Raw genomic sequence first — 26,188 nt, 5'->3', positions numbered from 1 at the left:
CCGGCGCAAGGCCCCGGCCGGTCGGTCGGGTGGTCCTCGGGTGGTTCAGGAGACGATCCCCAGCTCGTGCGGGGTGTTGTTGAGCCGGCGTCCGCCGGTCGGGGTGACCGTGACGATGTCCTCGATCCGCACCCCGAAGCGGCCGGGCAGGTAGATGCCGGGCTCGATGGAGAAGCACATGCCGGGCACCAGCGGCCGCTCCTCGCCCTCGACCAGGTACGGCGGTTCGTGCGTGGTGATGCCGATGCCGTGGCCGGTGCGGTGGATGAAGTACTCGCCGTAGCCGGCCTCGGTGATCACCCGTCGGGCGATCCGGTCGATCTCCTGGCAGCTGATCCCGGGGCGGACCGCCTCGAACGCGGTCTGCTGGGCGAGCCGGACCACGTCGTGCACCTCCTGGACCTCCGCCGGCACCTCGGTGCCGACGTACACGGTGCGGGTGGTGTCGGAGCCGTAGCCGTCCTTGAGGCCGCCGAAGTCCAGCACCACGGTGTCGCCCGGCTGGATCACCCGGTCGCCGGCCTCGTGGTGCGGGTTGGCGCCGTTCGGGCCGGAGCCGACCACGGTGAAGTCGACCTGGCTGTGCCCGTACTGGATGAGCAGCGCGCCGAGGTCGGCGGCGACGTCGGTCTCCCGGCGGCCGGCGAACCCGACCTCCAGGATGCCCCGGTAGGCGGCGTCCGCGGCGCCGCCGGCCGCGGCCAGCAGTTCCAGCTCGTCGGAGCCCTTGACCGCGCGCAGCATCGGCAGGGTCTCGGTGAGCGAGGTGAAGCCGGTGCCGGGCAGCGCCGCCTGGAGGCCGAGCAGGTGCATCGCCCAGGCGTTGTCGGAGATGCCGTACCGACCGGCCGGGTCGAGCAGTGGGCCGGCGGTGGCGTACGGGTCCTCGCCGTCGGACCAGTCGAGCAGTCGCAGGGCCGGGGCGCCGGCCGCCTTCTCGGCGTCCGGGCGCTCCAGCTTGGGGACGACCAGCGCGGGTTCGCGCCCGGCGGTGAGCACCAGGGCGGTGAGCCGCTCGGTGATCGCGGTGGGCTGGTAGCCGCACAGGTAGACCAGGTCGGGGCCGGGGGCGATGACCAGGCCGGTCAGCCCGGCCGCGGTCGCGTCGGCGGTGGCCCGGGCCATCCGGGCGGTGTAGTCCTCGGTGGTGAAGGGGCGAGGCACGGTGGGGTCCTCCTCAGGGCCGGACGGGTTAACGCTGAAACTCCATCATGTTCGGGCGGAGTTGGCGAAGTGCCGCAGGAACAGGGCCTCGACGTGGGCCATGTGCTCGATCTCGCCGGGGTCGACGCTCTCGTTCGGCGCGTGGATCAGGCAGCGCGGCTCCTCGACGCCCATCAGCACGATCTCCGCCGCCGGGAAGGCGGTGGCGAACACGTTGCAGAGCGGGATCGAACCGCCCTGGCCGAGGAAGGAGATCGGCTTGCCGTAGACCTCCCGCATCGCCTTGTCGAGCGCGGCGTACGCGGGCCCGCCGGTCTCCGCGCGGAAGGGCGCACCGGCGCCCTCCCGCTCGACCTCCACCAGCACGCCCCAGGGCGCGGCGGCCTCCAGGTGCGCGATCAGCGCTTCCTGGGCGGCGCGCGCCTCGGTGCCGGGCGGCACCCGCAGGCTCACCCGGGCCCGGGCGGTGGCCGGGACGGCGGCGGCGGAGCCGACCACGGGCGGGCAGTCGATGCCGAGGACGGTCACCGCCGGGCGGGCCCAGAGCCGGTCGGCGACCGTCCCGGAGCCGGTCAGCCGGACGCCGTCCAGCACGCCGGCGTCGGCGCGGAACTGCGTCTCGTCGTAGCCGACGCCGCTCCAGGTGCCGGTGCAGTCCAGGTCGTCGATCCGGGTGCCGCCGACGGCGTCGCGCAGCGAGTCGAGCATCCGGATCAGCGCGGCGAGCGCGTCCGGCGCGGGGCCGCCGAACATGCCGGAGTGCATGTCGCCCTTGAGCGCCCCGACGGTGACCACCACGTTGGTGACCCCGCGCAGCGAGGTGGTGGCGGTGGGGACGCCGACGGCGGCGTTGCCGGTGTCGCAGACCAGCAGGGCGTCCGCGTGCAACTCCCCGGCGTGCGGGGGCACGTACTCCTCCAGGCCGCCGGTGCCCTGCTCCTCGGAGCCCTCGACGACCAGTTTGAGGCCGACCGGGACGCCGTCGCCGAGCGCCCGCAGCGCGGTGAGGTGCATGACGATGTTGCCCTTGCAGTCGGCGGCGCCGCGCCCGTACCAGCGGCCGTCCCGTTCGGTGAGTTCGAACGGCGGGGAGGCCCAGGCGGCGGCGTCGAGCGGGGGCTGGACGTCGTAGTGGCAGTAGAGCAGCACGGTCGGGGCGCCGGGCGGGGGCGGCCGGTGGCCGACCACGGCGTGGCTGCCGTCCGGGGTCTCCTCCAGGTGGACGTCGCGCAGGCCGGCCTCGGCGAAGGCGGCGGCGACCCACTCGGCGGCCCGGCGGCACTTCTCCGGCGGGTACTGGCGGGGGTCGGCGACGGACGGGATGGCCACCAGCTCGGCCAGGTCGGCCTTGGCGCGTGGCATCAACTCGGCTATTCGGTGAGCGAGTTCATCGGTCATCTGGGCTCCTGGGCGGGTGGCTTGCGGTCACCTGCGGACGGTGTCGCGCAGGTTGAGGTCGTCGATCCCGTCCTGGATGTCGGCGAGCTTGTCCGGGCAGTACACCGAGAGCAGGCCGGTGATCAGCATCGCGACCAGCCGGACGATCGCGCCGAGGTGGATCCAGCGGGGCCGGGAGGCCGCTCACCGGATCCGCTGGAACCGCCCGGGGCGCCGGCCTCGCCGGGGCCGCCCTGGCCGGGTGGGGGCGCGTCCGTGGAACCCATCTGTCCTCCTCCGGTACGGCCCCGGTCGGCTGCGCGAGGTCCGGGCACGAGGCGCCCCGGGCCCGGATGCCGCCTGGGAGGAGCCCCGGGGGCGGGCCGTACCCGGCCAGTTCACCCGGTTGCCGGGGCCGCCGCATGCGGCGTGCACCCGTGCGGGTGATCGCCGGTCAGGCCTGGGAGGGGGCCGGCGCGGTCGGCCAGACGGCGCGGCGCAGCGTCCGGCTCGCGGTCGCGGGCAGCAGGGCGACCGCGAGCAGGGCGGTGATCCCGGCCAGCGTGACGGAGGGGGAGAAGTGGTCCAGCAGCAGGCCGCTGCCGAGCGTCCCGGCGGGCATGCCCGCGGTCAGCAGCGTCATGGTCGCCGCGATCACCCGGCCGCGGAGCTCGTCCGGCACCTGCCGGAAGACCAGCAGATCCAGCATCACCCGCAGGGACGGAAGGCCGAGCCCCACCACGAACAGCCCGGCGAACACGGTGACCGCCCCGCCCGGCAGCAGCGGTGCCAGCGGCACCGGCACGGTGGCCCACGCCACCGCCAGCAGCAGGGCGCCGGGCCCGGCCCTCCGGTGCAGCCGGGAGACCAGGACCGCTCCGGCCAGCGCCCCGACCGCCTCGCCGGCCAGCGCCAGGCCGATCCCGCCGCTGCCCGTGCCCTGCTCCCGCAGCAGCACCATCACCGGCAGCACCAGGGCGGCCCCGGCGAGGTTGACCACCAGCAGGACGCCCAGGACGGAGCGCAGCAGCGGGGAGGCGGCGAGCAGGCGGAACCCGGCCAGGGCGCCGCCGGACTCGGGCTGCCGCTCCGCGGTTGCGGGCTCGTGGTTCGGCCGCGCGTCGGCGGGCCGGCCGGGGAAGCGCACCACGAGCGCGGACACCAGCGCGAGCAGGGAGGTGAACGTGGTCCCGAGGAAGGGCACGGCGCCGCCGAGCCCGTACAGGAAACCGGCCAGCGGCGGACCGGCCAGCGCGGCCCCGTTCAGCCGGGCCTCGTCCTGGGCGAGCGCCTGCGCCAGTTGCTCCGGCGCGACCACCGAGCGCACCGCCAGCATCCGGACCGGGCCGCTGTACGCCATGGTCGCCCCGATGGCGGCGGCGACCAGCAGCAGGTGGGGCAGGGTGAGCCGGTCGAAGGCCATGGCCACCGGGACGCTCGTCGCTGCGAGCAGCCGGGCGGCGTCGGAGGTGATCAGCACCCGGCGGCGGTCGAGGCGGTCGGCGACGGCGCCGCCGTGGATGCCCAGCAGCAGGGTCGTGATCATCTGCACGGCGCCGAAGGCCCCGGCGGCGGTGGAGGAGCCGGTGAGCGCGAGGACCAGCAAGGGGAAGGCGGTGTCGCCGACCCGCATGCCGAGCGACGCGGCGGCCTGGCCGGCCCAGAGCGCCTGGAACCGCAGGTTCCGCCGCAGCGGGACGGGCGGTGCGGCGGTTTCCGCCTCCGCTTCCGCTGCCGTGTTCGCCGCCGTGACCGGCCTCGACTCGTCGACCGTCGTCCTCTTCCCCGCCACGCTGTTCCCCGCCATGCCCACCCCATCGTTCGCGCTTTCGCCATCGTTCACGCTGTCGTGAATGATTGCGTGTCCGTGATTGATTACGCAAGAGTGATTGCTCACCGGAGCGTGATTGCGTGCGGCGCGGCCGATCTGCGAAGGTGTGCCCGTGGCCGAGCACGATCCGAGACCCGCCGACGGCGGCGAGCAGCCCGCCACCTGGGTCAAGGAACGCCAGGTGGCCGACGTCGCCGTCCTCAAGGCGCTGGCCGACCCGCTGCGGCTGGCCATCCTCGGCGCCCTGAAGTCCGCCGAGGACCGCCCGCAGACCGCCAAGGAGATCGCCGCCGCGCTCGGCGAGCCGCAGACCAAGCTCTACCGGCACATCAAGCAGCTGGAGAAGGCCGGGCTGATCATGGTGGCCGGCACCCGGCTCGTCTCCGGCATCGTCGAGAGTCGTTACACCGCCGCCCAGGAGTCGATCCGGCTCGCCCCGGAGATGTTCACCGCCGACTCACCGGCCCGCTCCGAGGCGTACGACGCCATCCTGGCCGCCATCGACCGGGTCCGCGGCGACTTCCGCGCCCAGGTCCTCGGCGGGCGGCTGGACTTCAGCTCGCCCCGGGACGGATCGGTCGGCCCGCCCGGTCTGTTCGCGCATTCGGTGCTGCGGCTCAGCCCGGACCGGCTGCTCCGGCTGCGGGCCCAACTCGCCGACCTCCTCGACGAACTGAACGAGGAAGCGCCCAGCACGGCCGAGGACGCGATGGACGTGACGCTCTTCACCCTGCTCTACGGACTCCGGACGGGCACGGAATCATAAACTCCGGGCCGACTGTCGGTGCGGTGGGACACGATGTCCGACATGCCCTATGAACTTCAGGCGCTGATAGGAACATGTGAGCTGCTGGCGGTCGCGGCGGCGGAGGTCCCGGCGGCCCGGGTGGTGCCACTGGCGCAGGGGCTGGCCCTGATCCCGGTCACCCCCGCGGTGCTCTCCGCGCTCCAGTCCGACGGCGACACCCGCAAGGCCGCCGACGGGGCCGGCTTCGGCTGGCACCCGGAGGGCTTCGAGCTCCGGCTCGCCGCCTGGTCCAAGGCCGGCCCGATCGCCTGCGTCGAGGCCGACTACTTCGGCGGCAGCGGTACCCAGCGCGCCGCCGTCTGGGACGACGGCCGGATCACCCTCGGCCCGCTCGCCAGCGGCGAGTTCGAGCCCTCCCCGCCCGAGGGCAGCCCGATCTCCCGCGCCCTGCGGCGGCTCGGCGCCCGCACCGAGCAGGGCCGGGTGGACGAGTTCGATTCCGTCGGCCTGTCCGCCCACCGCAGCACCGACGGCTGGGCCGCCGCCGACTGATCGGCCCACCCGCGGGAAAGGGCCCCGCTCCCATCCCGGGAGCGGGGCCCTGCCGCACAACCCCCCCAGGGGTCAGCGGTAGTTCACGTACTGGATCGCGAAGTCCAGGTCCTTGCCCTTGAGCAGTGCCTGGACGGTCTGCAGGTCGTCGCGGCTCTTCGAGCTGACCCGCAGCTCGTCACCCTGGACCTGCGCCTTGACGCCCTTCGGGCCCTCGTCGCGGATGATCTTCGCGACCTTCTTGGCATCCTCCGTGGAGATGCCCTCCTTGATGTCCGCGAAGATCTTGTACTCCTTGCCGGACAGCTGCGGCTCGCCGGCGTCCAGGGCCTTGAGCGACAGTCCGCGCTTGATGAACTTGCCCTGCAGGACGTCCAGGATGGCCTTCACGCGCTCCTCGCCGTTGGCCTTCATCTCGATCTTCTCGCCGGAGCGGCTGATCTCGCCGCCGACGCCCTTGAAGTCGAAACGGGTGGCGATCTCACGGGAGGTCTGGTTGATCGCGTTGTCGACCTCCTGCCACTCGACCTTCGAGACGATGTCGAAACTGGAGTCGGCCATGGGTGTTGGTCTCCTTGATGCTCTGGCTTCACTGACACGGCCCGCCCCACCGGGCGTCCGCCTCCCCAGCCTATCCAGCGCCACCCCGCCCCCGCCCCCGACAGCCACGCGTACCCCTTGATCATCACGTGACCAATCGAGTGGCGAAGCACCCCCCGGCATCGGGTATCGTTTACGAAGTCGAACGGGGCGCAAGCCCCCGGAGACGAACATCCTGGCTGGTTGCCCGAGCGGCCAAAGGGAGCAGACTGTAAATCTGTCGCGCAAGCTACGCAGGTTCGAACCCTGCACCAGCCACAGGATAGAGAAGGGCCCGTGACCTGCGGAAACGCAGGTCACGGGCCCTTCTGTCATGGTCGAACAGTGATATTGATGTCTGGTTGTTTTGGGTGGTTTGTCTCACCTAGTTCCGCCCGGATCTCGCTGCTGACCAGGGCGTACGGACCAGCTACGGACCAGGATCCGGGGCTGGCGGCGCCGCACGGTTCCGGTTGAGCCGCTTCGAGATCAGCTCGTTCGCGTACTCGACGGTGCCGTGCAGGCACTTCGCGTAGACCCGGAGCATGACGGCGACGCTGTGCCCCGCCCGCCGGGCGACCTCCGTCGGGTCGACTCCGGAGTTCAGCCCGAGCGAGATCCCCGCGTGCCGCAGGTCGTACGGCCGCTTGCCGAGCTTCGTCGCGCAGTCGGCCGGCGACAGCACCTCGGTGCGGGCCCGCTGCCAGACGACCCCGTACCCGCTCTCCTGCACCATCCCGCCCCGGGACGTCCGGAACAGCCGCCCGTCGGGCGCGGCGCCGAAGGCTGCGACGTGCTCCCGCAGGATCGCCACCAGCTCGGGCGGGACCGGAACGCGGCGGGTCGCCTTCTCGGCCCGGTGCTTCAGCCCGCGCTTGTCGTGCGACGTCCCGTCGTCCGTCCAGGACGAGCCGACCCGCGGCCGGGTCTCGTCCAGGACGACATAGCCCCACCCCTCGACCGGGAGGTGGCAGCGAGCGAGCGTGAGGAACACGGCCTCGGCCGGCCGCAGCCAGCCGTAGTAGAGGCACGCGAAGAAGGCCCGGAGGTGGGCCCCGCGCTTCCCCTGGCGCCCGGCCGCCTCGATCAGTGCCGCGGCCTGGTCCTCGTTGACCACCACGCCGGGGTCGACCTCCTCCTCGGTCTCCGGCGGCTGCCATTGGACGGTCGGGAAGGGGTTGGCGGCCAGGTAGCCCTCCTCCACCGCGTAGCCGAAGAGGTGCCCGAGGATGCGGCGCTTGCGCAGGATGACCGAGGGGGCCGCCTTCTTGCCGTCCAGCTTCACCGCGAGGGCGTTCAGCAGACGGCGCACCATCGGCGGCTCCTCGAAGGCGGACACGGCCACGGACTGCTTCTGCACCCACGCCAGGGCCTTGGCCCAGTCCGCCGGCGGCTCCTCCCCCCACGCGTTCACGTTGAAGGCCCAGCTGTAGAGCGCCCGGCGGACGATCCGCTTGTCCGGCATGCCGGCCTTCGACTTCACCAGCTCGAACGTGACCGTGGCGAGGGCGTCGGCCCAGGTCGTGCGAGTCTTGGCCGGAGCCCTTTCCCACCGGGCCTCGACGTACCGCCGACCGAGCTCGTACCAGGTGATCTGCTTCTCCCTGCGGAGCTCGGAGAGCGGCAGGCCCCGGTCGACGTCGAACGGCTGCCCGTCGCGGAGGGCGGAGATCAGCTCGGACTTCCGGCCGTCGGCCGCGGTCTTGGTCAGGAAGGACTCGGAGAACTCCCGCCCGGCGACGGTCCAGCGGACCATCCAGGGGGCCCGCCGGTCCGGGCGGTGTCGGTGGTCCCAGAACTTGACCTTGTACGAGGTGGGCATCAGGCGGCCACCTCGCAGGCGGCGAGCCACGAGTCCAAGTCGGCCCGGTCGACCCGGACCTGGCCGTTGGGGAGCTTGATAAGGCGCGGCGCCTGACCCCGGGCGCGCATCCGGTAGAAGGCGGCACGGGACATGCCGAGTTCGGCGAGCACGACGGGGAGCTTGAGCAGTTCGCGCTTGGGCATGGCGAAGTCTCCTGCTGTGGGTCTGGATTGATGGCTGCGGCGTGTTGCGGGCCCTCTCGCGGGAGGACGCGGAGGGCGGAGAGCGTCAGGGATGTCAGGGGAACTCGCTGACCTGCGGGTATGGCCCATGCCGGGGCGTCAGGAGTTGTCAGGGCTGTCAGGGGATCTCGGTTATCCCCTGACAGCCCTGACGTTCCCTGGCGGGCCGTCTGGTGGCGATTGGCCTGGTCAGGGCTTTGCCCTGACATCCCTGACGGTTACGCAGTCGCGTCCGGAGCCGTGGGGGTGCTCACGGCCGGGTGGACGCGGTAGGTGACGGCCTGGGGGCGGCCGCGCTGACCGTTGGCGGTGGGCTGGTCGGTGCGGAGCCAGCCGTGCTGTGCCAGCAGGTGCAGGGCGGGTTCGACGTCGGCGACCTTCTTGAACCGCCGGGACGACGCGACGGCGTCGTGGGCCTTGATGTGGGTGCGGTGGGTGCCGTCCTTCTTCGGCCGCTGGAGCCACTGGAGGAGGGCGTGGGCGTCCTCGGTGGCGGGGTCGGCGGCGATGAGGTCGAAGACCGCGAGGGTGTGAGCGGTGTAGTAGTCCGCGATCTCGGCGGCGCGGTCGACGGTGGCGGCCTCCAGGCCGGCACGCCAGGCGTTGCTGTCCCGGTCGGAGGCGATGTGGTCGGCGAGGTGGAGCAGGACCGCGATTCGGGTGATGTGGCCGACCAACTTGCCTGCCCAGTCCTTGATGTGGGCGAGCGGCTGGTCGGGGCGGAGCTGGACCTCCACGCGCTCCTGAAGACGCTCGATGGCGAGGTCGGCGGCCTGGTCCATGAGCACGGTGACCGGCTCGGTGAGGTCGGTCATGGCGCGGAGCAAGCGGGTCAGGTTGCGGTCGTAGGCGTTCGCGACCTTCTCGGGGATCGGCGCGGTGCGGACCTTGCGGTAGCCCAGGTTGGAGGGCGGCAGGGAGTAGAGGAAGCGAGCGAGCAGGCCCCGGTCGCGGGCTCCGGGGGCGGTGCCGAGTTCCTGGAGGACGGCGGGCTGCGGGGTCACGCCGATGGTGAGGGCGGGCTTGTCGACGGTGGGCTGCTCGCGGGTGATGCGGTCGGACTGGAGCCGCTCGCCCTTGTGGGCCTGGAGGAACACGCCCAGGTTCGGCTTGCTGCTGTAGCGGCCGACCATGCTGTCGAACAGGTCGCCCTCCGGGGAGAGCGCGGCCAGGCACCGGTGGATGGCGAGCTGGCTGGTGACGGTCTCCGGGGTGATGTCCCCGGACAGCGTCAGGCGCGGGGTCGGCGGGACGGTGATCTCCTCGGCGAGCATCTTCGCGGCGGAGATCTCCGCGACGAGCCGGGTGCGGTCGAGGTCGGGGTTCTTGCGGGCTTTGGCCATCAGGGCGTCGACCTCGGCGAGTGCGGCGTCCTTGGCGGTCTCGGCCTCGATGATCACCGCCCTGGCGCCGGCCTGGAGCTCGGCCTCGACCTTGTAGACCGGGCCCATCGTGAACGCGAACACGTCGGATTTGCGGCTGGCCGGGGGCATCGCGCAGGTCAGGTAGAGGTTGGACTGCTCGCGCCAGCCGGGCCGGATCTCCACGTTCACGCGCCCGCCGGCGGCGGTCGACAGCGCGGCGAGGGCCATGGTGGCGGCCGCGTCGGGCGGGGTCTGGGTGAACTCGGCGACCGCTCCGACGTAGGCGCCGACCCATCCGGGCAGGGCATGGGTGGGGAAGGTCGGCAGGGCGCCGTGGGAGCCGAGGGGAACGGGGTCGAGCCAGGTGTCGCCGGCGGCGAGGTCGGCGAGCATCGAGAGGGCAGCGGTGCGAACCGCGTCGAGGTCGGCTTGGTCCTCGCCGGCCATGGCCATGTTGGCGAGGCGGCTGGTGGCGGTACCGATGCGGCGGCGCTCGGCGGCGAGGCGCACGATCTCGGCGTAGTAGTCGCCGTTGGCGGCGGTCGGGGTCGCTTCGACGCAGGCGTGCAGGTAGCCGGGCCCGCCGACGCGGCCCAGGTCGCCCTGAGCGCGCAGGACGCCGGCCAGCAGCATCGGGTCGACCGGCCGCTCACCGCAGGCCATCCGGGTGATGGTGCGCCAGATCGTTTCGTGCGCGGGGTGGTAGAACGCGCTCGGGTCGCCGAGCTGGGCGGCCAGCGCCGGGATCTGGGCGGGGTCGAGCAGGGCGGCGCCGATGACGGCCTGCTCGGCGGCCTTCACGTCGGCGGGCTCGGGCCGGAACTGGACCACGTTCGGGGCGTACTCGGTGCTCAACGCGGCTCCTTTCGTGCGGAGCGGAGCGGGGCGGCCCGAGCCCGAGGACGTCTTCGGGCGCGGACCGCCCGAAGGAATGGGGAGGTCAGAGGTCGAGCGGGAAGAACTGCCCGTCGCACGAGGTCGTCGGCGTGGCGGGCTTGAGCTGGTCGGTGAGGGTGCGGATCGCGTCGGCGATGGCGAGCAGGCCGAGAAGGCGGGCGTGGTCCGCAGGCGGCAGGGAGCCGTAGGCGACGTAGACCCGGGCGAGGTCGTAGTGGCCGGCCTCGGGGCGGTTGAGATCGTCGATGGGCTGGGTCATGGGTCCGTTCGGTCTTGGTCGGGGATGGAGACGTTCACTGCGCTTCGTCCGCCAGAGCTGCCGAAGGCGAGGGGATATCGGGCCCGGCTTGGTCGCTGACGTGCGCTTCCTACCGCCCTACCGGTCTCAGGAGGGCCGGAGAGAGGGGTGGAGAGCGGGGGCAGGTGGCTTGCGGGGGCGTAGAGACAGGCCGACCAGCCGCAGGTGCGGGATGAACCGGAAGCGGTGGCCGACGCTGCTTGGCCACCGCTTCACCGCATGAGGAAAACGTCCGCTCAGGGCCCGGGGTGGGGCGGGGTGGTGGCACCGATGCTGGGGAAGAGGGACGCCCACGGCTGAGGGGTGGGCAGTGCGGGCCCGGGCGGGGTGTGCGGGGCGGCGGGCGGGTCCAGGTGGAGGGCCCACGCGATGAGCGCGGCGAGGATGACGGCCACGAGGGCGAGCGCCGGGCCCGGGCCGGGCCGGCGGGGTGCGCTGGGTGGGCTGGGCGCTGACGGGAGGGCCTGGAGTCGCTCGCGATCCGGGCGTCTGCCGTGGTGCACGGCGGCGATGTGGGCGCCGCGCTCGGCTGCGGCCTCGGCCTCGCTGGCGTGCTCGCTGACGGTACGGCAGACCCCGCACCAGTACTCGTACGGCATCCGCTGAGCATGGCAGAACCGCAGCCGGCCGAAGGGCCGAACGATGGCTTCTGGACCACGGAGAGATCAGGACCAGAGGCAGCGAAGAAGGGTAGGGCGGTAGGTAGGGGGCCGGTAGGGAGAGCGGTAGGCGTGCTCTGACCTGCGGTTCCTACCGTCCTACCCCCACCCCGGGAGCAGTGCTGGGAGGGGTTGGGGGAGCGGGGTCAGGCGGCCGGCTGGACCACCGCCGGGACGGTGCCCGGAGTGCCCTCGGGGAGGCCGTCCAGCAGTACCGCCTGGCGGTTGCGCTGGCGCCCGCCGAAGGTGAGCTTCTTGCCCTCCACGAGGGGCGCGTTGAGGGCGGCCAGATGGGCCTTCAGGTCGCCCTGCTCCCAGCCGCCGAACAGACGCCGCTTCTGGCCCTCGGCAAGGAGGTCCGGGAGGTGCGCGGCGGTGCCCTGGTCGGACATCGCGGCGACGTACCGCACGAGGGCGTACAGGTCGGCGTCGGCGGGGGCGTCCTGGAGCTCGTCGTCCTGGTCGTCGGAGTCGTCCGGCCCAGCCTCGGCGGAGACCTCTTCCTGGCTCCCGGCCTTGGCCTTGGCCGCCTTCTCCTTCGCGGCCTGGTCGGCCTCGGCCAGTTCGGCGGCGGCCTCGGTGTTGCCGACCACGACCGCCACGACCACCCACAGGACGAGGAGGACGGTGACCGTGGTCGGCGCGTACCGGGCGGCGGGCCGGGCCAGGACGGGGGAGAAGAACAGGCCGAGGGCGAGCGCTCCCCCGACCTGCTGGCGGGTGATGGTGACCTTCTCGACGTGGGGCCGGACAGCCCGGATGATCAGCCTGTTGCCCAGGCCGAACGCGGTGACCGACACGCCTTCGAGGTAGCGGCGCAGCTTCATCAGGCGCCCACCAGGCCCTTGAGGACCGAGCCGATCACGGTGAGCGGCAGGGCCCAGATTCCGCCGGCGGCGGCGTAGACGGACGGCACGGTGGCGCCGAGGATGCTGTCCTTCCACGGGCCGGGCTTGGTGCCGAACAGAGCGAGGGTCAGGATCGCGGCGACCGCTCCGGCGCCGACGTTGCCGAACGCCTGGCTCTGCGAGGTGAAGGCGTGGGTGAGGGCGTCGCCGACCGTTCCCGGTGCGCTGAACGCCTGTCCGGCGCCCGCCGCGAAGATTCCGAAGACGATCATGAGCCAGGCGGTGTGCTCGTCCTTGTGCTTCTTGGCGAGCTTGCCCTGCTTCTCGGCCTTCCGGCTGCCGAGGATGATCCACACGGCGATGGCCAGGCAGAGGCCGCCGGAGCCGAACGAGCCGAGCAGCTGGGTGTCCATGGTGATCTCCTGACGGTCAGTGGTGGGAGCTGGAGAGGAGGGTGATCAACGGGGCCAGGCCGAGGGCGCCGACCAGGGCGGAGGCGAGGGGCACCCGGACGAGGACCAGGACGGTGAGGGCGCCGGGGCCGCGGACCTCGGACACCCGGACGTGGCCCCACCTGCGCATGCGCAGGTCGAGGACCCAGGCGCCGGCCGCGGCGAATGCGGCGACGGTGAGGGGCAGGTGGGCAGCCAGTTGGACGGCGCCGACGTTGTAGCCGACCACGGCGGAAGCGGTGGTGAGGATGCACCAGCGGCGGAACCGGCGGGCGCGCTCGGACTGGGGCTGGCGCCACAGCACGGAGGCCTTGTGGCGCTGGGCCAGCCGTTCGGCCCGGTGCCGGGCCTTGCGCTGCTCGGGGGTCTCCCCCTGCCGCTGGTACCAGGCCTCGCGCTCGTTTCGGATCCGCTCGGCCCGCTCCTCCGGCGTCTCACTGATCAGCAGGCCCAGGCGGTTCACCAGGCTGTCCATGTCGTAGGAGGGGGCGGGCGGCGGGACGGGCTGCTGCGGGTCGGCGGGGCCGGCCTTGCCGACCGGGTCCTCGTCGGCCTGGTCCTCGCCGGCGTCGCCGGGGGCGGTCTTGCGGAGGTCGACGGGCTCGGCCTCGGAAGCGGTGCGCTGGTTCCACGGACCGCTCTTGCGCCACCACTCGGCAACGGGCTCGGGTTCGGCGTCGGGCAGGCCGACGGTCGGCGGCTGGGGCGGGGGCGGGGGAACGGTCACCGGTACCACCCCCGGCGGGCCAGCTCGCGCAGAGCCCACAGGCCGATCCCGGCGTCGACCAGGATCAGCAGCAGAACCAGGTAGATCACGGTCTGCCTCCATTGGCAGGTAGCGGGCCCGGCCGGAGCCGGGCCCGACGGCGGGTCAGGAGGAGAGCCACCAGCGACGGGGGATGGGCCCGGGGCCGGGGGTGGTGCTGCGGTTCTCGGGGCGGGCGTTGATCGCCGCGTGGCCGGCCCGGTCCGCCTCGCGGACGGCCTTCGCCCTGCGCTGCTGGCCGGACTGGGGCTGGGCGGGCTGCTTCTTGCCGAAGCCGCGCATCAGGTGCCCTCCCCGATCCGGCCGACGAGGACGAACGGCTCGCCGTCCAGCTCGCAGAGCGCGCGGAACTCGGCGGGGTGCTCGCCGTCGGCGGAGGCGTCGGTGACCGTCAGGCGGCGGCACCAGGTCTCGCGGAGCAGACCGGCGACCTCGTCGATCGTCAGCGGCTCGGCGAGGCGGTAGGCGAGGCCGCCGTGGTCGAGGCGGGCGGTGCCCAGGCCGGGCACCTGCTTGAGCGTGTTCACCGGGCACCGCCCGTCTTGCCGACCTGGACGGTCAGCACGCGGTCGGCGCCGGCGGCGGCGCGGGTGCGGTCTTCGGGAGTGATCGGGGGGACGGGGGGTGCGATCATGGTCAGGGCCATGACAGTGATCTCCTTGCTGAGGATCAGCCGAGCAGGTGTGGGGAGGCTGCGGGCCGCGACGGCGGTGCTGTCGGCGCAGGTCAGGCAGGTGCCATCCGGCGGGTGCCATCCGGCGGGTGCCGTCCGGGTCCCAGCGCTGCCGGCGACCTACCGCTCGTCGTCCGTGTCGTGCGGGTAGAAGCCGTACAGTTCGACCGGGACGCCACTGTGGGTGCCGGTGGCGATCAGCCAGGCGGTCGTGCCGTGCTGCTTCTGCTCGACGGTGGCGGGGTCGAGGCCGAGGGCGGCCCGCCACTGCTCGAACTGGCCGAGGCCGTAGTGCAGGGCGATGTACAGCCCCCACGTCCAGTCGTACGTGCCCGGCACGGACGTCACCTTCAGCTGGACGTCCGGGGCGGGCAGGCTCGGGTGAGCGGTGAGGATGGCCAGCAGGGCGCTGGCGGCGCTGACCTGGTCGCTGGCAACGGCGATGGTCTCGATGCTGGTGGTCACGATGCCTGCTCCTCGGACGCGGTGGTCTCTTCGTCGGTGCCGGGTACGGCGTGCAGGGCGGGGCGTTCGGTGGAGCGCAGTTCCTGGTAGCGGCTGGCGATCCAGCCGGCGGACCAGCCGGTCAGGTCGACCGCCCGTCGCTGCGGGATGCGGGCCACGACGCAGTCCTGGACCTTCATCCGGGCCTGCTCCTCGGGCAGCCGCTCGTCCACGGCGGGGGCGATGAGGAGTTCCTTCCGGAGTCGCTCGATCTCTCGCTCGGCGTCCTGCTCACGCTCGCGCTCACGGCGCTCACGCTCGCTCACCTCGCGCTCACGCTCGGCCCGCTCGGCCTGCTCGGCGTCCTGCCGGCGCTGCCGTTCGTCGCGGTCGGCGGCGTCCCGGCGGGCCTGCTCGTCCCGCTGTTCTCGGGCCATGCGCTCCTCGTGCTCACGCTGCTTGTCGGCCATCCGCTCGTCGTGCTCACGGCGCTCACGCTCGCGCTGGTCGGCCCGCGCGAAGTCCGCCAGCCGGTCCTCGCGTTCCTGTCGGCGGTGCTCCTCCTGACGGTGTTCGCGCTCGGCCCGCTCATCGCGCTCACGGGCCGCTCGCGCGGCCAGCGCGGCGGCGATTGCCCGCCGGTAGGCGAGCGAGGTCTCCGCCGTGACGATCAGCAACAGCGGCGCCACCGCGTGGACCGCCACCCCGACCTTGTCGTGGTCCAGGGCGGATTGACTCACGTTGAGCAGCACCGTCATGGCGCCGGTCATCCAGCGCAGCACGGCCGGCCACCGGCCGCCGTCGCCGTCCAGGCGCGCCAGCGTGCTGTCCATCCGGACCACGATCACCACCGCCGCGTCCACGACCAGCGGCAGGATCGGAGCCGTCCACCCCCAACCCTTCGGGGTGTGGTGGGACATCAGCGGGGTCACCGTGAGCACGCTGTACAGGACCGCGCCGAGCGTGATTGTCCACGTGCCGACCGCCAGCGCCTTCTCGGCCGAGCGGATCTGCTCCGGGCTCATCGGCACCTTCACCACGACCACCGCCCGGCGAGCGGAGAGCACGTCGTGAGCGAGTCGTGAGCGGACGTGAGCGCCGTGAGTGCGAGTCCGGTGCTCACGCGGCCACCCGCGCGATGCTCGCGGTGCGGCGGATGACCGCCGGGCGCCGCAGCGGCACCGGCGCCATCTTCATCTGCTGCTCGGCGAAGGCGGCCAGCTCCGGGTCCTCCCGGCGCAGGTCCGCCAGCACCGCGTACGCCACGTCCAACCGGGCCTGGCGCTCGACCGCCGACTCGCTGGCCACGCCGGCGAACAGCTCCTCGTCCACGCCCAACGCCAGCTCCGCGAACTCCTCGGTGCCCAAGGCGTGTTGACCTGCAACAATCGACTTCACGGGTCTACCTCTTCCAGTGGGAGGTGGGCCCCAGGGGCCGCCGCGCGCCCGGCCAAGGAAAGCGCGGCAGCCCCGAATTCAGGGCCAGCTACTCGTCACGTCACGAGCAGCCATGACCCCCGACCCGCCGCAGGCGGCACGGATCGGGGACCAAAGACACTCGTTCGCTGAGACCGCGCCGGTCCGGCGCCGAGGGGTTCGGCGGTGAACTGGCGGGGGGTGCGTCTTTCAAGGCAGACGCGGACCTCTCGGTCCATGCCATCCGACTGACAAGGCGCGGTGACCTCGGCCCGATCTGTCCCGGGCCCCTTCGCCTATCCCCATAGGCGCATTTGTCCAGCTCAGAGCAGCCCAAAGAAGGCCCCTCTGTGTCGCCCCTGTCTCACTTGGTGCGACACCCACAACATAGACAACCTGCTTAGGCAGGTCAAGAGTGTTGGGTTTCTCGCGCCTGTTGGGCACCTCCCCTAGCATTGGGCCATGGCCCTAGACCCGGATGACTCTCGCCCCCCGTATCAGCAGGTCGGCAGCTCTCTGCGGGCCTCGATCCTCACGAAGAAGCCGGGCTTCGAGACCGGCGACAAGCTCCCCTCCGGCCCCGAGCTGGCGAAGCACTTCGGCGTGGCGCGCGGCACGGTGGACAAGGCGCTCGACCTGCTCCGCACCGAGGGGCTGATCGTGACCCGGCAGGGGAGCGGCTCGTTCGTGCGGGAGCGCACCTCTCGGCCGGTCGGGCTGCGGCCTCACCTCGAAGCGGCCTTCGAGCAGCAGCAGGTGACCCTCGACTTCGCCGGCTTCTCCAGCGAGACGCTGCACAACGCGCTGCAGGAGCCGCTCGACAAGGTCCGCTCCGGCCGGCTGGCGCCGGAATCCATCACGGTCCGCCTGCTGTTGCCGGACACCACGGCGCCGATGGCCGTGCCGGTCCTGGTCGACGGGCTGCAGGACGAGGCCGCCCTCCGGGAGCGCGCCCGCAACATCGCCCTGACGAACGCCGGCGGGATCGCCCACTCGGTGGAGATGCTGGCCGAGCTGGGCCTGGTCCAGAAGGCGAGCGTCCAGGTCAAGGTCCACCGGGCGTCCAGCCTGTTCAAGCTGTACATCCTGAACCGGTCGGAGGCCTTCTTCGGCTTCTACCCGCTCCGCGAGCGCACCGTGGCGATCGACGACACCGCCCACACCTTCTACGACGTGACCGGCAAGGACACCACCCTGTTCCACCACGCCGCCGGCCCCGACGACGCCTCGCTCGGATCGCAGTACGTCCAGCAGGCCCAGATGTGGTTCGACAGCGTGTGGTCCACGATCGCCTACGAGCGGCAGCCATGACCGCCACCCCTCAGCAACTCGCCGACGTGCTGCGGCCGGTGAAGCACGTGCTCCTCGACTTCGACGGTCCGGTGTGTTCGGTCTTCGCCGGTCTCCCTGCCCCGGAGGTTGCGCGCCGACTCCGTGAGGGCCTGCTCGCCACCGGCGAGCGGGCTCCGGCCGGATCGGAGGAGGAGAACGACCCGCTCGCCCTGCTCCGGCTGATCTCGAACGCCCGGCCCGACCTCACGGAGAGCACGGACGCCGCGCTGGCCGCACTGGAGGCCGAAGCCGTCCGGGTCGCCCGCCCGACCCCGGGCAGCGAATCGGTTCTGCGCGCTGCTGCCCGCTCCGGTCGGCTGGTCTCCGTGGTCAGCAACAACGCGGGCGCGGCTATCGAGACCTACCTCGCCGAGTACGGCCTCAGCGACTACGTGGCTGGACTCTTCGGGCGCGCCCCGGGTGATCCCTCCTCCATGAAGCCGAACCCGCGCCTCCTGCTCGAAGCCATGGACGCCGCGGGCACCGGGCCGGAGCACTGCATCTTCATCGGCGACGCGGCCCGCGACGTCGAGGCTGGTAAAGCAGCAGGCATCCCCACGATCGGCTACGCCAACAAGCCGGGGAAGGACGCCAAGCTCGCCGCCTCCGGCGCTGTGGTGATCGTTGACTCGATGCAACTCATCGCCGACGCCCTCGCCTGATCGGGCGGTACCGGTCCCGTGGGCTCCGGCACCCAGACACGAGCGTTCCCAGAAACCTGTCTCCCTCTCGCGCTTGCTCCCCTACGCTCCGTCGTAGCAGGTGCTGGTCGAGGCGGAGGAGACGGGCATGACGGACGAGATCGCCCAGTTGGTGGAACAAGCAGGCCCGTACCTGGCGGCAGCCGTGAGTGCGTACGGCGGGGCTGTCTTGACCCGGGCGGAAGATGGTGCCGTGGAGGCAACCGCCAACCTGGGCCGTCGCGTCCTGCACGCAGTGTTCCGCCGCGGATCGCAGAGCGAACAGGCCGCCTTGGAAGTCGCAGTCCAGGATGCCGCCGAGGACACCACCGACCCGGATGCGGCAGCGGCTCTGCGCCAGCAGATCAAGCGAGCCCTGCGCGAGGACGCTGGGCTGCGCCAGGAGCTGGCCAGCCTCGTGGGACCGGCCGCCGCCTCCGTGACGATTACCGCGTCCGGGGAACGGTCGATCGCCGCCCACACCATCACCACGGCCATCACCGGCGACGGACACTGCCTCGGCCAGTGACCCGGTCCCTCTACGACGTCTCCGGCACCAGGGCGGTCGCGGCCCATCACATCGGTACTGCCCATACCGGCGACGTCATCGGCTTGCCCGCCGAGATTCTCACCGCCGCCCGCGACGTGTCGGCCCCGGCCAGCCTCACCAACCTGCCGCCCTCCCCCTTGTGCCTCGGGCGCGACGATGACCTCGTCTGGCTCCGCACTAGACTTGCGACGGAGAGCGGGACTGCGATCACCCAGGCGTCGACCGTGCAGGGTCTCGGCGGCGTCGGTAAGAGCACCCTCTCCCTTGCCTATGCCCACCGCTACCGCACCACCTACACCCTGGTCTGGTGGATCACAGCAGACTCCCCGACATGCATTGAGCAATCCCTTGCGGACCTGGCCCTTAGGCTGATTCCCTCCTGGGCCGGAACCGCCGCACAAGACCAACGGGTTCAGTGGGCGATGACCTGGCTGCAATGGCACCCGGGATGGCTGCTGGTCTTCGACAACGTTGAGAACCCAGCCGATCTGACCAGCTACCTTGGCGCCCTCAACGGCGGCCACCACTTGATCAGCAGCCGTCGCGCCGCCGGTTGGCCTCGCACAATCAGCACCTACCCCCTAGGTAACCTCACCCCCGGTGAGGCCACCGAACTGATCTGCTCCTACGCGTTCACCGACGGCAAACCCACACTGCGCGAACTACAGGACGCCCGCGCGCTTGCCGTCGACCTGGGCTACCTCCCACTAGCCCTGGAGCAGGCTGGCGCCTACCTGCGGCAGAACCCCACCATCAGCATCGATGCCTACCGCCGACGCCTTCCTGACAAGCTCGACAAAGCAGCCGAGGGCATCAACGCCGAACGCACCGTCGCCCACGTTTGGACTCAGACCCTCCAAGCCCTCGACGCCAGGAACCCCCACGCCGTCACAGTGTTGAGGACCCTGGCCTGGCTGGCTCCCGATGACATTCCCATCACCATCCTCGAAACGCTCGATGACGACAGCGACAGTCTCCATGAGGCTCTCGGTCTCCTGGGCGCCTACAGTATGGCCACCGTCACCCGGCACACCGTCAGCGTCCACCGGCTCCTCCAAGCGGTCCTCCGCTCTACCGCCCCCACCGAAGCCGAAGCATCGCCTGCAGGCCGGCATACCGCCGAGAAGGCGCTAGCCCAAGCCATTGACCTCCCAGAAGATCTCCTACCCGCAGCGCTGGATGCCTTGATGCCTCACCTCATCGCACTCGCCACTACCCGGCCGGCTGGACACAACAGTGACTACGAGTCCACCCTCTACAACCGCGCGGCTGATCATCTGTTCCAGCAGGACCACCCCGCCCGAGCGGTTCCTTTGCTACGCGTAGTCCTCGCTGAGCACGAGCGGGTCCTTGGTGACAATCACCCCGATACCCTGACCGGCCGCAACAATCTTGCATACTCCTATGAGTCGGCTGGTGACTTCGACCGTGCTATCCCCCTGTACGAGACCACCCTCGCCCAGAGCGAGCGGGTCCAGGGCGACACTCACCCTGACACCCTGGGTTGCCGCAACAACCTCGCTGGCGCCTACGCCTCGGCTGGTGACTTCGACCGTGCTATCCCCCTCTTGGAGTCGACCCTCGCTCAGTGCAAGCGGGTCCTCGGCGACAACCATCTCCAAACCCTGACCGGCCGCAACAACCTCGCCCACGCCTTTGACGCGGCTGGTGATTTCGATCGCGCTATCCCCCTGTACGAGACCACCCTCGCCCAGAGCGAGCGGGTCCTGGGCGACACCCACCCTCGAACCCTAGCCAGCAGTAACAACCTCGCCAGCGCATACGCCTCGGCTGGTGACCTTGATCGCGCTATCCCCCTGTACGAGACCACCCTCGCCCAGAGCGAGCGGGTCCTGGGCGACACCCACCCTGACACCCTGAGAAACCGCAATAATCTCGCCAGCGCCCTTGAGGGGGCCGGCGACCGTGATCGTGCTATCTCCCTCTACGAGAAGACCTTGGCCCAGTGTGAACGCGTCCTCGGTGAAGACCACCCCCATACCCTGGGAGGTCGCAACAATCTCGCCTATGCCTACGCCTCAGTTGGCGACCTTGATCGTGCAATCCTCCTGTACGAGACCACCCTTGCTCAGTGCGAGCGGGTCCTCGGTGATAACCACCCTCAAACTCTGACCCTCCGAAACAACCTCGCTTTCGCGTATGGATCGGCTGGCGGCCTCGACCGTGCCATCCCTCTCCTGGAATCGACTCTCGCCCAGTGTGAACGGGCGCTCGGTGTTACCCACCCCGACACCCTGAGCAGCCGTAACAACCTTGCCAGCGCATACGCCTCGGCTGGTGACCTTGATCGCGCTATCCCCCTGTACGAGACCGCGCTTGCCCAGAGCGAGCGGGTCCTGGGCGACACTCATCCCCAAACCTTGGCCAGCCGCAACAACCTCGCCGCGGCAATCCGCGATCGGGACAGGCGCAGGTAGCAAGCTCACAGCATGAATCGCGCGCATGTGCACGGAGGTGCGTGGTTCGCCCGCATGGTCGTCATCGAGATGCGGGGCGCAATCACTTGCGGCGCTCGATGCGTACTGCATCGAGGCGTGACGTGAAACACGAAAGGCCGGGGGTGGGCAGCGAATCTGCTGCCTACCCCCGGCCTTCGGTGCGCTCTCAAGGTGGTCCAATCGAGGCTCGTTCGGACCATGATCCGGACCAGGGGCGGACCAGATCCGGTCCGGGATCAAGAGTCCGCAGGTCAGGGCCCGCCTGGTCAGCGGCCTGTAAATCTGTCGCGCAAGCTACGCAGGTTCGAACCCTGCACCAGCCACCGGATAGAGAACAGCCCCTGATCTGTGGAGACACGGATCAGGGGCTGTTGTCGTTTTCCCCGGCCTTTCGCCGCTCCGCTGCCGTGCCTCCCCCCGTGCCACCAGTGGGTGCACTTATTGCGCATTGCTTGCAATTACGGGCAGTAGGCAGCAGAGTGGGGCCGGGGGTGGGTGGGGCCGTTCAGCGTGATTGTGAGTGGTGTCCCGGGTGCGCGGTGGCGTGCGCCGGGGGTTCTTCGCAAGAGCTGGTCGTCTTCCCAACCGGCGCCCGCCGGGACAGCGGCCCACCCACCCCCGCCACGGCTCTCCCGCGGTGCGTCAAGGGCGCGTCAATGGTGCCTGGGGCGGCGTCAGGAACGCGTAGGGGCCGGGGGCGCAACCGGGGTTCGGCCCGCAGGATCGGAGGACCAGCCGATCGCGGAGGTTCCGTCCGATGTCCAGCGCCATCACCACCCAGGCCGTCACGGCTGAACCCGAGCCGCCGGATACCGGCGCGGGCGACGAGCGGCACCGGCTGAGTGCGCTGGGCGGTCTGGCGGCGCTGTCCTTGGACGCGATGGCCTCGGTCGCGTACGGGCCGGAGTCGATCGTGCTGGTGCTGGCCGCGGCCGGCGCGTACGGGCTGGGCTTCACGCTGCCGGTGACGGTGGCGATCGCGGTGCTGCTGGCGGTGCTGGTGGCGTCCTACCGGCAGGTGATCGCGGCGTTCCCGGACGGCGGTGGCTCGTACGCGGTGGCGAAGGAGCACCTGGGCCGGCGGACGGCGCTGACCGCGGCCGCCTCGCTGGTGATCGACTACATCCTGAACGTGGCGGTCTCGGTGACCGCCGGCGTGGCGGCGCTGACCTCGGCGGTGCCGAGCCTGTACGGCGACCGGGTCTGGCTGTGCCTGGGGGTGCTGGCCCTGGTGACGGCGGTGAACCTGCGCGGCATCGCCGAGTCGGCGCGCTGGTTCATGGCGCCGACGGCCGTCTTCGTGCTGTCGATCCTGGCGATCATCGTGGTCGGCCTGTTCCGGGACGCCCCGGCGAGCACCGAGGCCGCCGCCGGCCACGCCTCGGCGCTGGCGGAGAACGCCACGACCGTCGGCGCACTGCTGCTGCTCAAGGCGTTCGCGGCCGGGTGTTCGGCACTGACCGGGGTGGAGGCGGTGGCCAACGCCGTCCCGTCGTTCCGGACCCCGCGGGTGAAGCGGGCGCAGCACACCGAGATGGCGCTCGGCGCCCTGCTCGGCGTGATGCTGATCGGTCTGGCCGTGCTGATCGGACGCTTCCACCTCCAGCCGGTGGAGGGCGTCACGGTGCTCGCCCAGCTCGCCGACGCCTCGCTCGGCCACGGCGCGGGCTTCTACGTCGTCCAGTTCGCCACCGTGGTGCTGCTCGGGCTGGCCGCGAACACCTCCTTCGGCGGGCTGCCGGTGCTGCTGCACCTGCTCGCCCGGGACAACCACCTGCCGCACGTGTTCGCGCTGCGGGCCGACCGCCAGGTGCACCGGCACGGCGTGCTGTTCCTCGCCCTGGTGTCGGCGGCGCTGCTGGTCGGCTCGGGCGGGGACGTGAACAGCCTGGTGCCGCTGTTCTCGATCGGCGTGTTCGTCGGCTTCACGATCTGCCAGGTCGGCATGGTCCGGCACTGGTACGTGCGCCGGCCGGACGGCTGGCACGGGAAGGCCGCGCTGAACGGGTTCGGCGCGCTGCTCACCGGCGTCGCGACGGTGGTGGTCACCGGCACCAAGTTCACCGAGGGCGCCTGGGGCATCGTGGTGGCGCTGCCGCTGCTGGTGGTGCTGTTCGAGGCGGTGCACCGCAGCTACGCGCGGATCGGCGAGCGGCTGGAGCTGGGCCGGGTGCCCGGTGCGGTGACCCGCCAGCGCAGCCTGGTCGTCGTGCCGGTGACCGCGATCACCCGGCTCACCAGGGACGGCCTGTCCGCGGCGCTGTCGCTCGGCGACGAGGTGCTGGCGGTGACGGTGGTGCACGAGCAGGCCGAGGCGGAGGCGCTGCGCCGGGACTGGGAGCTGTGGCAGCCGGGCGTGCCGCTGGTGGAGATCCCGGAGGACCGCCGCCGGCTGGGCCAGCCGATCGCGGCCTTCGTGAACAGGCTCGGCGAGGAGCACGCCTACGACCGGCTGACCGTGCTGATCCCCGAGGTGGAGCCGGCCCGCTGGTGGCAGCGGGCGCTGCAGAACCGGCGCGGCGCCGTGATCGACCGCGCCCTGCGCCGGCACACCGACGCGGTGGTCTGCCGGTTGCGGATGCGGATGTGACCTCGGGCGGTGTCGCAGAGCCCGGGTGGCGCCCCGGCGCCGCGGCACCCCGGGTGGCGCCCCGGCACCGCAGGGCCCGGGCGGCGCCCGAGCGCCCCGGCGACCAGCGGCGAAGGCCAACGCGGCCGGCCGGGATCCGATAACAACCTCATATCTTGACGCGGTCTTAACGGGGTGCCCTTGACGCCCTCGATACGCCCGGCACGTACCCGCCCGCAGTGGCTCTGACCTGCGGGAAGCCTTCGGCGGCGGGACGTGCCGGGCCGGCGTCGCAACGGATTCCGTCGTGCCCGACCGAACTTACGCTCGCCAACGTGTTCAACGCTCCCCAGGCGCTCAAGCGCCTCGTGATCGGCCGGGCCATGCGCAGCGAGGAGCTCGGCGAGACGCTGCTGCCCAAGCGGCTGGCGCTGCCGATCTTCGCCTCCGACCCGCTCTCCTCGGTCGCCTACGCGACCCAGGAGATCCTGCTGGTGCTCACCGTCGGTGGCGCCGCCTTCCTGTACCTGACCCCGTGGGTGGCGGCCGGCGTCGTCGCGCTGATGGCGGTCGTGGTGATGTCCTACCGCCAGGTGGTGCACGCCTACCCGAGCGGCGGAGGCTCGTACGAGGTGGTGTCCCGCAACCTCGGGGCCAACTCCGGCCTGGTGGTGGCCGCCTCGCTGCTGGTGGACTACGTGATGACGGTCGCGGTGTCGGTGGCCTCCGGCGTGGACAACATCATCTCGGCGCTGCCCTCGCTGGCCGACCACCGGGTCGAGCTGGCCGTCGGCTTCGTGCTGCTGCTGATGGCGATGAACCTGCGCGGCGTCCGGGAGTCCGGCAAGGCCTTCGCCGCGCCGACGTACCTGTTCATCGGCGGCATCCTGCTGATGGTGGTCACCGGGCTGGTCCGGGTCGCGCTCGGCGACGCGCCGGTGGCGTCCAGCGCCTCGTACGGGATCCTCCCGGAGGACGGCAAGGACACCGTGGCCGGGCTCGGCCTGCTGATGCTGGGCCTGCGGGCGTTCGCCTCCGGCTGTACGGCGCTGACCGGGGTGGAGGCGATCTCCAACGGCGTCCCGGCCTTCCGGGCGCCGAAGGCGCGCAACGCCGCGCGCACCATGGCCGTGATGGGCACCACGGCCGTGGTGATGTTCGTCGGCATCACCGCCCTCGCGCTGATCGCCAAGGTGCACATCACCGAGGGCGACGCCTGCCGGCTGACCGGCTTCCCCGGCGACTGCGCGAGCACGCCCCAGCAGACCGTGATCGCCCAGCTCGCCGCGGCGATCTTCGGCGGCGACCACAGCGTGCTGTTCTACGGGATCCAGGCGGTCACCGCGCTGGTGCTGATCCTGGCCGCCAACACTGCCTTCAACGGCTTCCCGCTGCTGGCCTCGATCCTGGCCGAGCACCGCTACCTGCCCCGGCAGATGCACACCCGCGGCGACCGGCTGGCCTTCTCCAACGGCATCATCGCGCTCGCCGTGGTGGCCGGCGGGCTGCTCTGGCTGTACGACGCGAACGTCACCAGCCTGATCCACCTGTACATCCTGGGCGTCTTCACCTCCTTCACGCTGTCCCAGATCGGCATGGTCCGGCACTGGAACCGGGCGCTGGCCACCGAGACCGACCCGGCCGTGCGCCGCTCGGCGCAGCGCTCCCGGGTGATCAACGCCTTCGGCGCGGTGGTCACCGCGCTGGTGCTGGTGATCGTGCTGCTCACCAAGTTCACCCAGGGCGCCTGGCTGGCCGTGGTCGCCGCGCTGGTGCTGTGGCTGATGATGCGCGGCATCCGCCGGCACTACGACGGCGTCGCCGCCGAGCTGGCGGTGGACGACCCGGAGGCCGAGTCGGTGCGGCCGGCCCGGGTGCACGGGATCGTGCTGGTGTCCAAGCTGCACAAGCCGACGCTGCGGGCGCTCGGCTACGCGGAGGCGTTCCGGCCGGACTCGCTGGAGGCGCTGACCGTGGCGGTGGAGCCGGAGGCCACCGGCGAGCTGGAACGGCAGTGGACGGAGGCCGGCGTCCGGGTGCCGCTGAAGGTGCTGGACTCGCCGTACCGGGAGATCACCAAGCCGGTGCTGGCGTACGTGCGGGAGCACCGCCGCGACAGCCCCCGCGAGGCGGTCGCGGTGTTCATCCCGGAGTACGTGGTCGGCCACTGGTGGGAGCACCTGCTGCACAACCAGTCGGCGCTGTGGCTGAAGAGCCGGCTGCTGTTCACGGCGGGCGTGATGGTGATCAGCGTGCCGTGGCAGCTGACCTCCTCCGGGCGGGCGGGCGGCCCGTCGCGCCGGGCACCGGGCGCGGTGCGCCGTGGTGAGCCGGCCCCGAAGGGCGGGTACGAGAAGCTCCCGGCGCCGGAGAGCGTCTGACGGCGTCCCCACCCCACGCACGAACGAAGGCCCCGAACGGCGGACCGCCGTCCGGGGCCTCCGGCGTCCCCCGGCCCGTCCCCGCGCCCGTCCCCGCGCCGTC

26 protein-coding genes and 1 tRNA gene are annotated in these 26,188 nt (G+C 71.7%); 9 read left to right on the top strand and 18 right to left on the bottom strand.

The genetic code is table 11. The features are described from left to right. Window positions 1-45: 45 nt before the first annotated feature. The 3 genes from ACIO5E_RS26510 to ACIO5E_RS26500 all read right to left on the bottom strand — a co-directional run bounded on the left by ACIO5E_RS26510 (window position 46) and on the right by ACIO5E_RS26500 (window position 4,348). A complete protein-coding gene (locus ACIO5E_RS26510; protein WP_400672339.1) occupies window positions 46-1,125 on the bottom strand; it encodes an aminopeptidase P family protein in 1,080 nt (359 codons plus the stop codon). An 84-nt stretch (window positions 1,126-1,209) separates the two neighbouring features. Next, on the bottom strand, window positions 1,210-2,562 hold the full coding sequence (locus ACIO5E_RS26505; protein WP_400672212.1) for a dipeptidase: 1,353 nt from the start codon (window positions 2,560-2,562) through the stop codon (window positions 1,210-1,212). A 433-nt stretch (window positions 2,563-2,995) separates the two neighbouring features. Beyond that, entirely contained in the window at window positions 2,996-4,348 is a 1,353-nt protein-coding gene (locus ACIO5E_RS26500; RefSeq protein ID WP_400672209.1) for an MFS transporter, read from the bottom strand. Window positions 4,349-4,484: 136 nt separating this feature from the next. Between ACIO5E_RS26500 and ACIO5E_RS26495 the strand changes: the two genes are divergently transcribed. Both ACIO5E_RS26495 and ACIO5E_RS26490 read left to right on the top strand, forming a co-directional pair. Continuing rightward, complete coding sequence (locus ACIO5E_RS26495) at window positions 4,485-5,138, top strand: ArsR/SmtB family transcription factor (protein ID WP_400672207.1); 654 nt, start codon at window positions 4,485-4,487, stop codon at window positions 5,136-5,138. A 42-nt stretch (window positions 5,139-5,180) separates the two neighbouring features. Then, window positions 5,181-5,672: a hypothetical protein gene (locus ACIO5E_RS26490; RefSeq protein ID WP_400672206.1), complete on the top strand. Its 492-nt coding sequence runs from the start codon at window positions 5,181-5,183 to the stop codon at window positions 5,670-5,672. Between the two features lie 72 nt (window positions 5,673-5,744). Here the strand turns inward: ACIO5E_RS26490 and ACIO5E_RS26485 are convergent, their stop codons facing one another. Further along, window positions 5,745-6,233: a YajQ family cyclic di-GMP-binding protein gene (locus ACIO5E_RS26485; RefSeq protein WP_063348915.1), complete on the bottom strand. Its 489-nt coding sequence runs from the start codon at window positions 6,231-6,233 to the stop codon at window positions 5,745-5,747. Between the two features lie 216 nt (window positions 6,234-6,449). Here ACIO5E_RS26485 and ACIO5E_RS26480 point away from each other — a divergent pair. Further along, window positions 6,450-6,530: transfer RNA gene (locus ACIO5E_RS26480), tRNA-Tyr, on the top strand. A 151-nt stretch (window positions 6,531-6,681) separates the two neighbouring features. Here ACIO5E_RS26480 and ACIO5E_RS26475 read toward each other — a convergent pair. From ACIO5E_RS26475 to ACIO5E_RS26410, 14 genes are all read right to left on the bottom strand, one after another. After that, a complete protein-coding gene (locus tag ACIO5E_RS26475; protein ID WP_400672203.1) occupies window positions 6,682-8,073 on the bottom strand; it encodes a tyrosine-type recombinase/integrase in 1,392 nt (463 codons plus the stop codon). Next, window positions 8,073-8,258, bottom strand: a complete 186-nt coding sequence (locus tag ACIO5E_RS26470) for a helix-turn-helix transcriptional regulator (protein WP_400672201.1) — start codon at window positions 8,256-8,258, stop codon at window positions 8,073-8,075. The genes ACIO5E_RS26475 and ACIO5E_RS26470 overlap by 1 nt, the downstream gene beginning before the upstream one ends. 257 nt (window positions 8,259-8,515) lie before the next feature. Then, on the bottom strand, window positions 8,516-10,516 hold the full coding sequence (locus ACIO5E_RS26465; RefSeq protein WP_400672198.1) for a DUF3987 domain-containing protein: 2,001 nt from the start codon (window positions 10,514-10,516) through the stop codon (window positions 8,516-8,518). A gap of 85 nt (window positions 10,517-10,601) precedes the next feature. After that, on the bottom strand, window positions 10,602-10,817 hold the full coding sequence (locus tag ACIO5E_RS26460; RefSeq protein ID WP_400672196.1) for a hypothetical protein: 216 nt from the start codon (window positions 10,815-10,817) through the stop codon (window positions 10,602-10,604). A gap of 275 nt (window positions 10,818-11,092) precedes the next feature. Beyond that, window positions 11,093-11,455, bottom strand: a complete 363-nt coding sequence (locus ACIO5E_RS26455; RefSeq protein ID WP_400672193.1) for a hypothetical protein — start codon at window positions 11,453-11,455, stop codon at window positions 11,093-11,095. A gap of 206 nt (window positions 11,456-11,661) precedes the next feature. Further along, window positions 11,662-12,342 (bottom strand): hypothetical protein, encoded by a 681-nt coding sequence (locus ACIO5E_RS26450; RefSeq protein WP_400672191.1) that lies wholly within the window; start codon window positions 12,340-12,342, stop codon window positions 11,662-11,664. Next, complete coding sequence (locus tag ACIO5E_RS26445; RefSeq protein ID WP_280675274.1) at window positions 12,342-12,776, bottom strand: hypothetical protein; 435 nt, start codon at window positions 12,774-12,776, stop codon at window positions 12,342-12,344. Before ACIO5E_RS26445 ends, ACIO5E_RS26450 begins: the two co-directional genes overlap by 1 nt. Before the next feature lie 16 nt (window positions 12,777-12,792). Continuing rightward, the gene (locus ACIO5E_RS26440) at window positions 12,793-13,542 is read right to left on the bottom strand and encodes a hypothetical protein (RefSeq protein WP_400672188.1); all 750 of its coding nucleotides are present in this window, start codon (window positions 13,540-13,542) and stop codon (window positions 12,793-12,795) included. Window positions 13,543-13,686: 144 nt separating this feature from the next. Beyond that, window positions 13,687-13,863, bottom strand: coding sequence for a hypothetical protein (locus ACIO5E_RS26435; protein WP_400672186.1), 177 nt, complete (start codon window positions 13,861-13,863; stop codon window positions 13,687-13,689). Beyond that, window positions 13,863-14,108: a hypothetical protein gene (locus tag ACIO5E_RS26430; protein WP_400672185.1), complete on the bottom strand. Its 246-nt coding sequence runs from the start codon at window positions 14,106-14,108 to the stop codon at window positions 13,863-13,865. The genes ACIO5E_RS26435 and ACIO5E_RS26430 overlap by 1 nt, the downstream gene beginning before the upstream one ends. Further along, the gene (locus tag ACIO5E_RS26425; RefSeq protein ID WP_400672183.1) at window positions 14,105-14,227 is read right to left on the bottom strand and encodes a hypothetical protein; all 123 of its coding nucleotides are present in this window, start codon (window positions 14,225-14,227) and stop codon (window positions 14,105-14,107) included. The genes ACIO5E_RS26430 and ACIO5E_RS26425 overlap by 4 nt, the downstream gene beginning before the upstream one ends. 147 nt (window positions 14,228-14,374) lie before the next feature. Then, window positions 14,375-14,719, bottom strand: coding sequence for a hypothetical protein (locus tag ACIO5E_RS26420; protein ID WP_400672181.1), 345 nt, complete (start codon window positions 14,717-14,719; stop codon window positions 14,375-14,377). After that, the gene (locus ACIO5E_RS26415) at window positions 14,716-15,723 is read right to left on the bottom strand and encodes a DUF2637 domain-containing protein (RefSeq protein WP_400672337.1); all 1,008 of its coding nucleotides are present in this window, start codon (window positions 15,721-15,723) and stop codon (window positions 14,716-14,718) included. Before ACIO5E_RS26415 ends, ACIO5E_RS26420 begins: the two co-directional genes overlap by 4 nt. Window positions 15,724-15,817: 94 nt before the next feature. Beyond that, window positions 15,818-16,096: a hypothetical protein gene (locus tag ACIO5E_RS26410; RefSeq protein WP_400672179.1), complete on the bottom strand. Its 279-nt coding sequence runs from the start codon at window positions 16,094-16,096 to the stop codon at window positions 15,818-15,820. Window positions 16,097-16,576: 480 nt separating this feature from the next. On the opposite strand from ACIO5E_RS26410, the gene ACIO5E_RS26405 reads away from it, so the two are divergent. The 6 genes from ACIO5E_RS26405 (at window position 16,577) to ACIO5E_RS26380 (ending at window position 26,085) form a co-directional block, all read left to right on the top strand. Further along, window positions 16,577-17,425 carry a GntR family transcriptional regulator gene (locus ACIO5E_RS26405; RefSeq protein ID WP_280675262.1) on the top strand — a complete coding sequence of 283 codons (849 nt, stop codon included), beginning with the start codon at window positions 16,577-16,579 and terminating at the stop codon, window positions 17,423-17,425. After that, window positions 17,422-18,108, top strand: a complete 687-nt coding sequence (locus ACIO5E_RS26400; protein WP_400672177.1) for an HAD family hydrolase — start codon at window positions 17,422-17,424, stop codon at window positions 18,106-18,108. The genes ACIO5E_RS26405 and ACIO5E_RS26400 overlap by 4 nt, the downstream gene beginning before the upstream one ends. A 127-nt stretch (window positions 18,109-18,235) precedes the next feature. Next, a complete protein-coding gene (locus ACIO5E_RS26395; RefSeq protein WP_400672175.1) occupies window positions 18,236-18,655 on the top strand; it encodes a hypothetical protein in 420 nt (139 codons plus the stop codon). Then, the gene (locus ACIO5E_RS26390; RefSeq protein ID WP_400672174.1) at window positions 18,652-21,114 is read left to right on the top strand and encodes a tetratricopeptide repeat protein; all 2,463 of its coding nucleotides are present in this window, start codon (window positions 18,652-18,654) and stop codon (window positions 21,112-21,114) included. Before ACIO5E_RS26395 ends, ACIO5E_RS26390 begins: the two co-directional genes overlap by 4 nt. 778 nt (window positions 21,115-21,892) lie before the next feature. Beyond that, window positions 21,893-23,725: an APC family permease gene (locus ACIO5E_RS26385; protein WP_400672172.1), complete on the top strand. Its 1,833-nt coding sequence runs from the start codon at window positions 21,893-21,895 to the stop codon at window positions 23,723-23,725. 362 nt (window positions 23,726-24,087) lie between these two features. Next, window positions 24,088-26,085 carry an APC family permease gene (locus tag ACIO5E_RS26380; RefSeq protein ID WP_400672335.1) on the top strand — a complete coding sequence of 666 codons (1,998 nt, stop codon included), beginning with the start codon at window positions 24,088-24,090 and terminating at the stop codon, window positions 26,083-26,085. Window positions 26,086-26,188: the final 103 nt, after the last annotated feature.

The organism is Kitasatospora sp. NPDC087314 (assembly GCF_044744365.1).
Lineage (GTDB): Bacteria > Actinomycetota > Actinomycetes > Streptomycetales > Streptomycetaceae > Kitasatospora.
This window is presented reverse-complemented; position numbering and strand designations above follow the sequence as displayed.

Excerpts from the sequence above, each read along its gene's own strand:
- ACIO5E_RS26435 (WP_400672186.1), bottom strand. The coding sequence starts at position 13,863 with ATGCGCGGCTTCGGCAAGAAGCAGCCCGCCCAGCCCCAGTCCGGCCAG.
- ACIO5E_RS26470 (WP_400672201.1), bottom strand. The coding sequence starts at position 8,258 with ATGCCCAAGCGCGAACTGCTCAAGCTCCCCGTCGTGCTCGCCGAACTC.
- ACIO5E_RS26400 (WP_400672177.1), top strand. The coding sequence starts at position 17,422 with ATGACCGCCACCCCTCAGCAACTCGCCGACGTGCTGCGGCCGGTGAAG.
- ACIO5E_RS26510 (WP_400672339.1), bottom strand. The coding sequence starts at position 1,125 with ATGGCCCGGGCCACCGCCGACGCGACCGCGGCCGGGCTGACCGGCCTG.
- ACIO5E_RS26425 (WP_400672183.1), bottom strand. The coding sequence starts at position 14,227 with ATGGCCCTGACCATGATCGCACCCCCCGTCCCCCCGATCACTCCCGAA.
- ACIO5E_RS26415 (WP_400672337.1), bottom strand. The coding sequence starts at position 15,723 with ATGAGCCCGGAGCAGATCCGCTCGGCCGAGAAGGCGCTGGCGGTCGGC.
- ACIO5E_RS26505 (WP_400672212.1), bottom strand. The coding sequence starts at position 2,562 with ATGACCGATGAACTCGCTCACCGAATAGCCGAGTTGATGCCACGCGCC.
- ACIO5E_RS26500 (WP_400672209.1), bottom strand. The coding sequence starts at position 4,348 with ATGGCGGGGAACAGCGTGGCGGGGAAGAGGACGACGGTCGACGAGTCG.
- ACIO5E_RS26395 (WP_400672175.1), top strand. The coding sequence starts at position 18,236 with ATGACGGACGAGATCGCCCAGTTGGTGGAACAAGCAGGCCCGTACCTG.
- ACIO5E_RS26475 (WP_400672203.1), bottom strand. The coding sequence starts at position 8,073 with ATGCCCACCTCGTACAAGGTCAAGTTCTGGGACCACCGACACCGCCCG.
- ACIO5E_RS26490 (WP_400672206.1), top strand. The coding sequence starts at position 5,181 with ATGCCCTATGAACTTCAGGCGCTGATAGGAACATGTGAGCTGCTGGCG.
- ACIO5E_RS26485 (WP_063348915.1), bottom strand. The coding sequence starts at position 6,233 with ATGGCCGACTCCAGTTTCGACATCGTCTCGAAGGTCGAGTGGCAGGAG.
- ACIO5E_RS26460 (WP_400672196.1), bottom strand. The coding sequence starts at position 10,817 with ATGACCCAGCCCATCGACGATCTCAACCGCCCCGAGGCCGGCCACTAC.
- ACIO5E_RS26450 (WP_400672191.1), bottom strand. The coding sequence starts at position 12,342 with ATGAAGCTGCGCCGCTACCTCGAAGGCGTGTCGGTCACCGCGTTCGGC.
- ACIO5E_RS26380 (WP_400672335.1), top strand. The coding sequence starts at position 24,088 with ATGCGCAGCGAGGAGCTCGGCGAGACGCTGCTGCCCAAGCGGCTGGCG.
- ACIO5E_RS26445 (WP_280675274.1), bottom strand. The coding sequence starts at position 12,776 with ATGGACACCCAGCTGCTCGGCTCGTTCGGCTCCGGCGGCCTCTGCCTG.
- ACIO5E_RS26455 (WP_400672193.1), bottom strand. The coding sequence starts at position 11,455 with ATGCCGTACGAGTACTGGTGCGGGGTCTGCCGTACCGTCAGCGAGCAC.
- ACIO5E_RS26385 (WP_400672172.1), top strand. The coding sequence starts at position 21,893 with ATGTCCAGCGCCATCACCACCCAGGCCGTCACGGCTGAACCCGAGCCG.
- ACIO5E_RS26405 (WP_280675262.1), top strand. The coding sequence starts at position 16,577 with ATGGCCCTAGACCCGGATGACTCTCGCCCCCCGTATCAGCAGGTCGGC.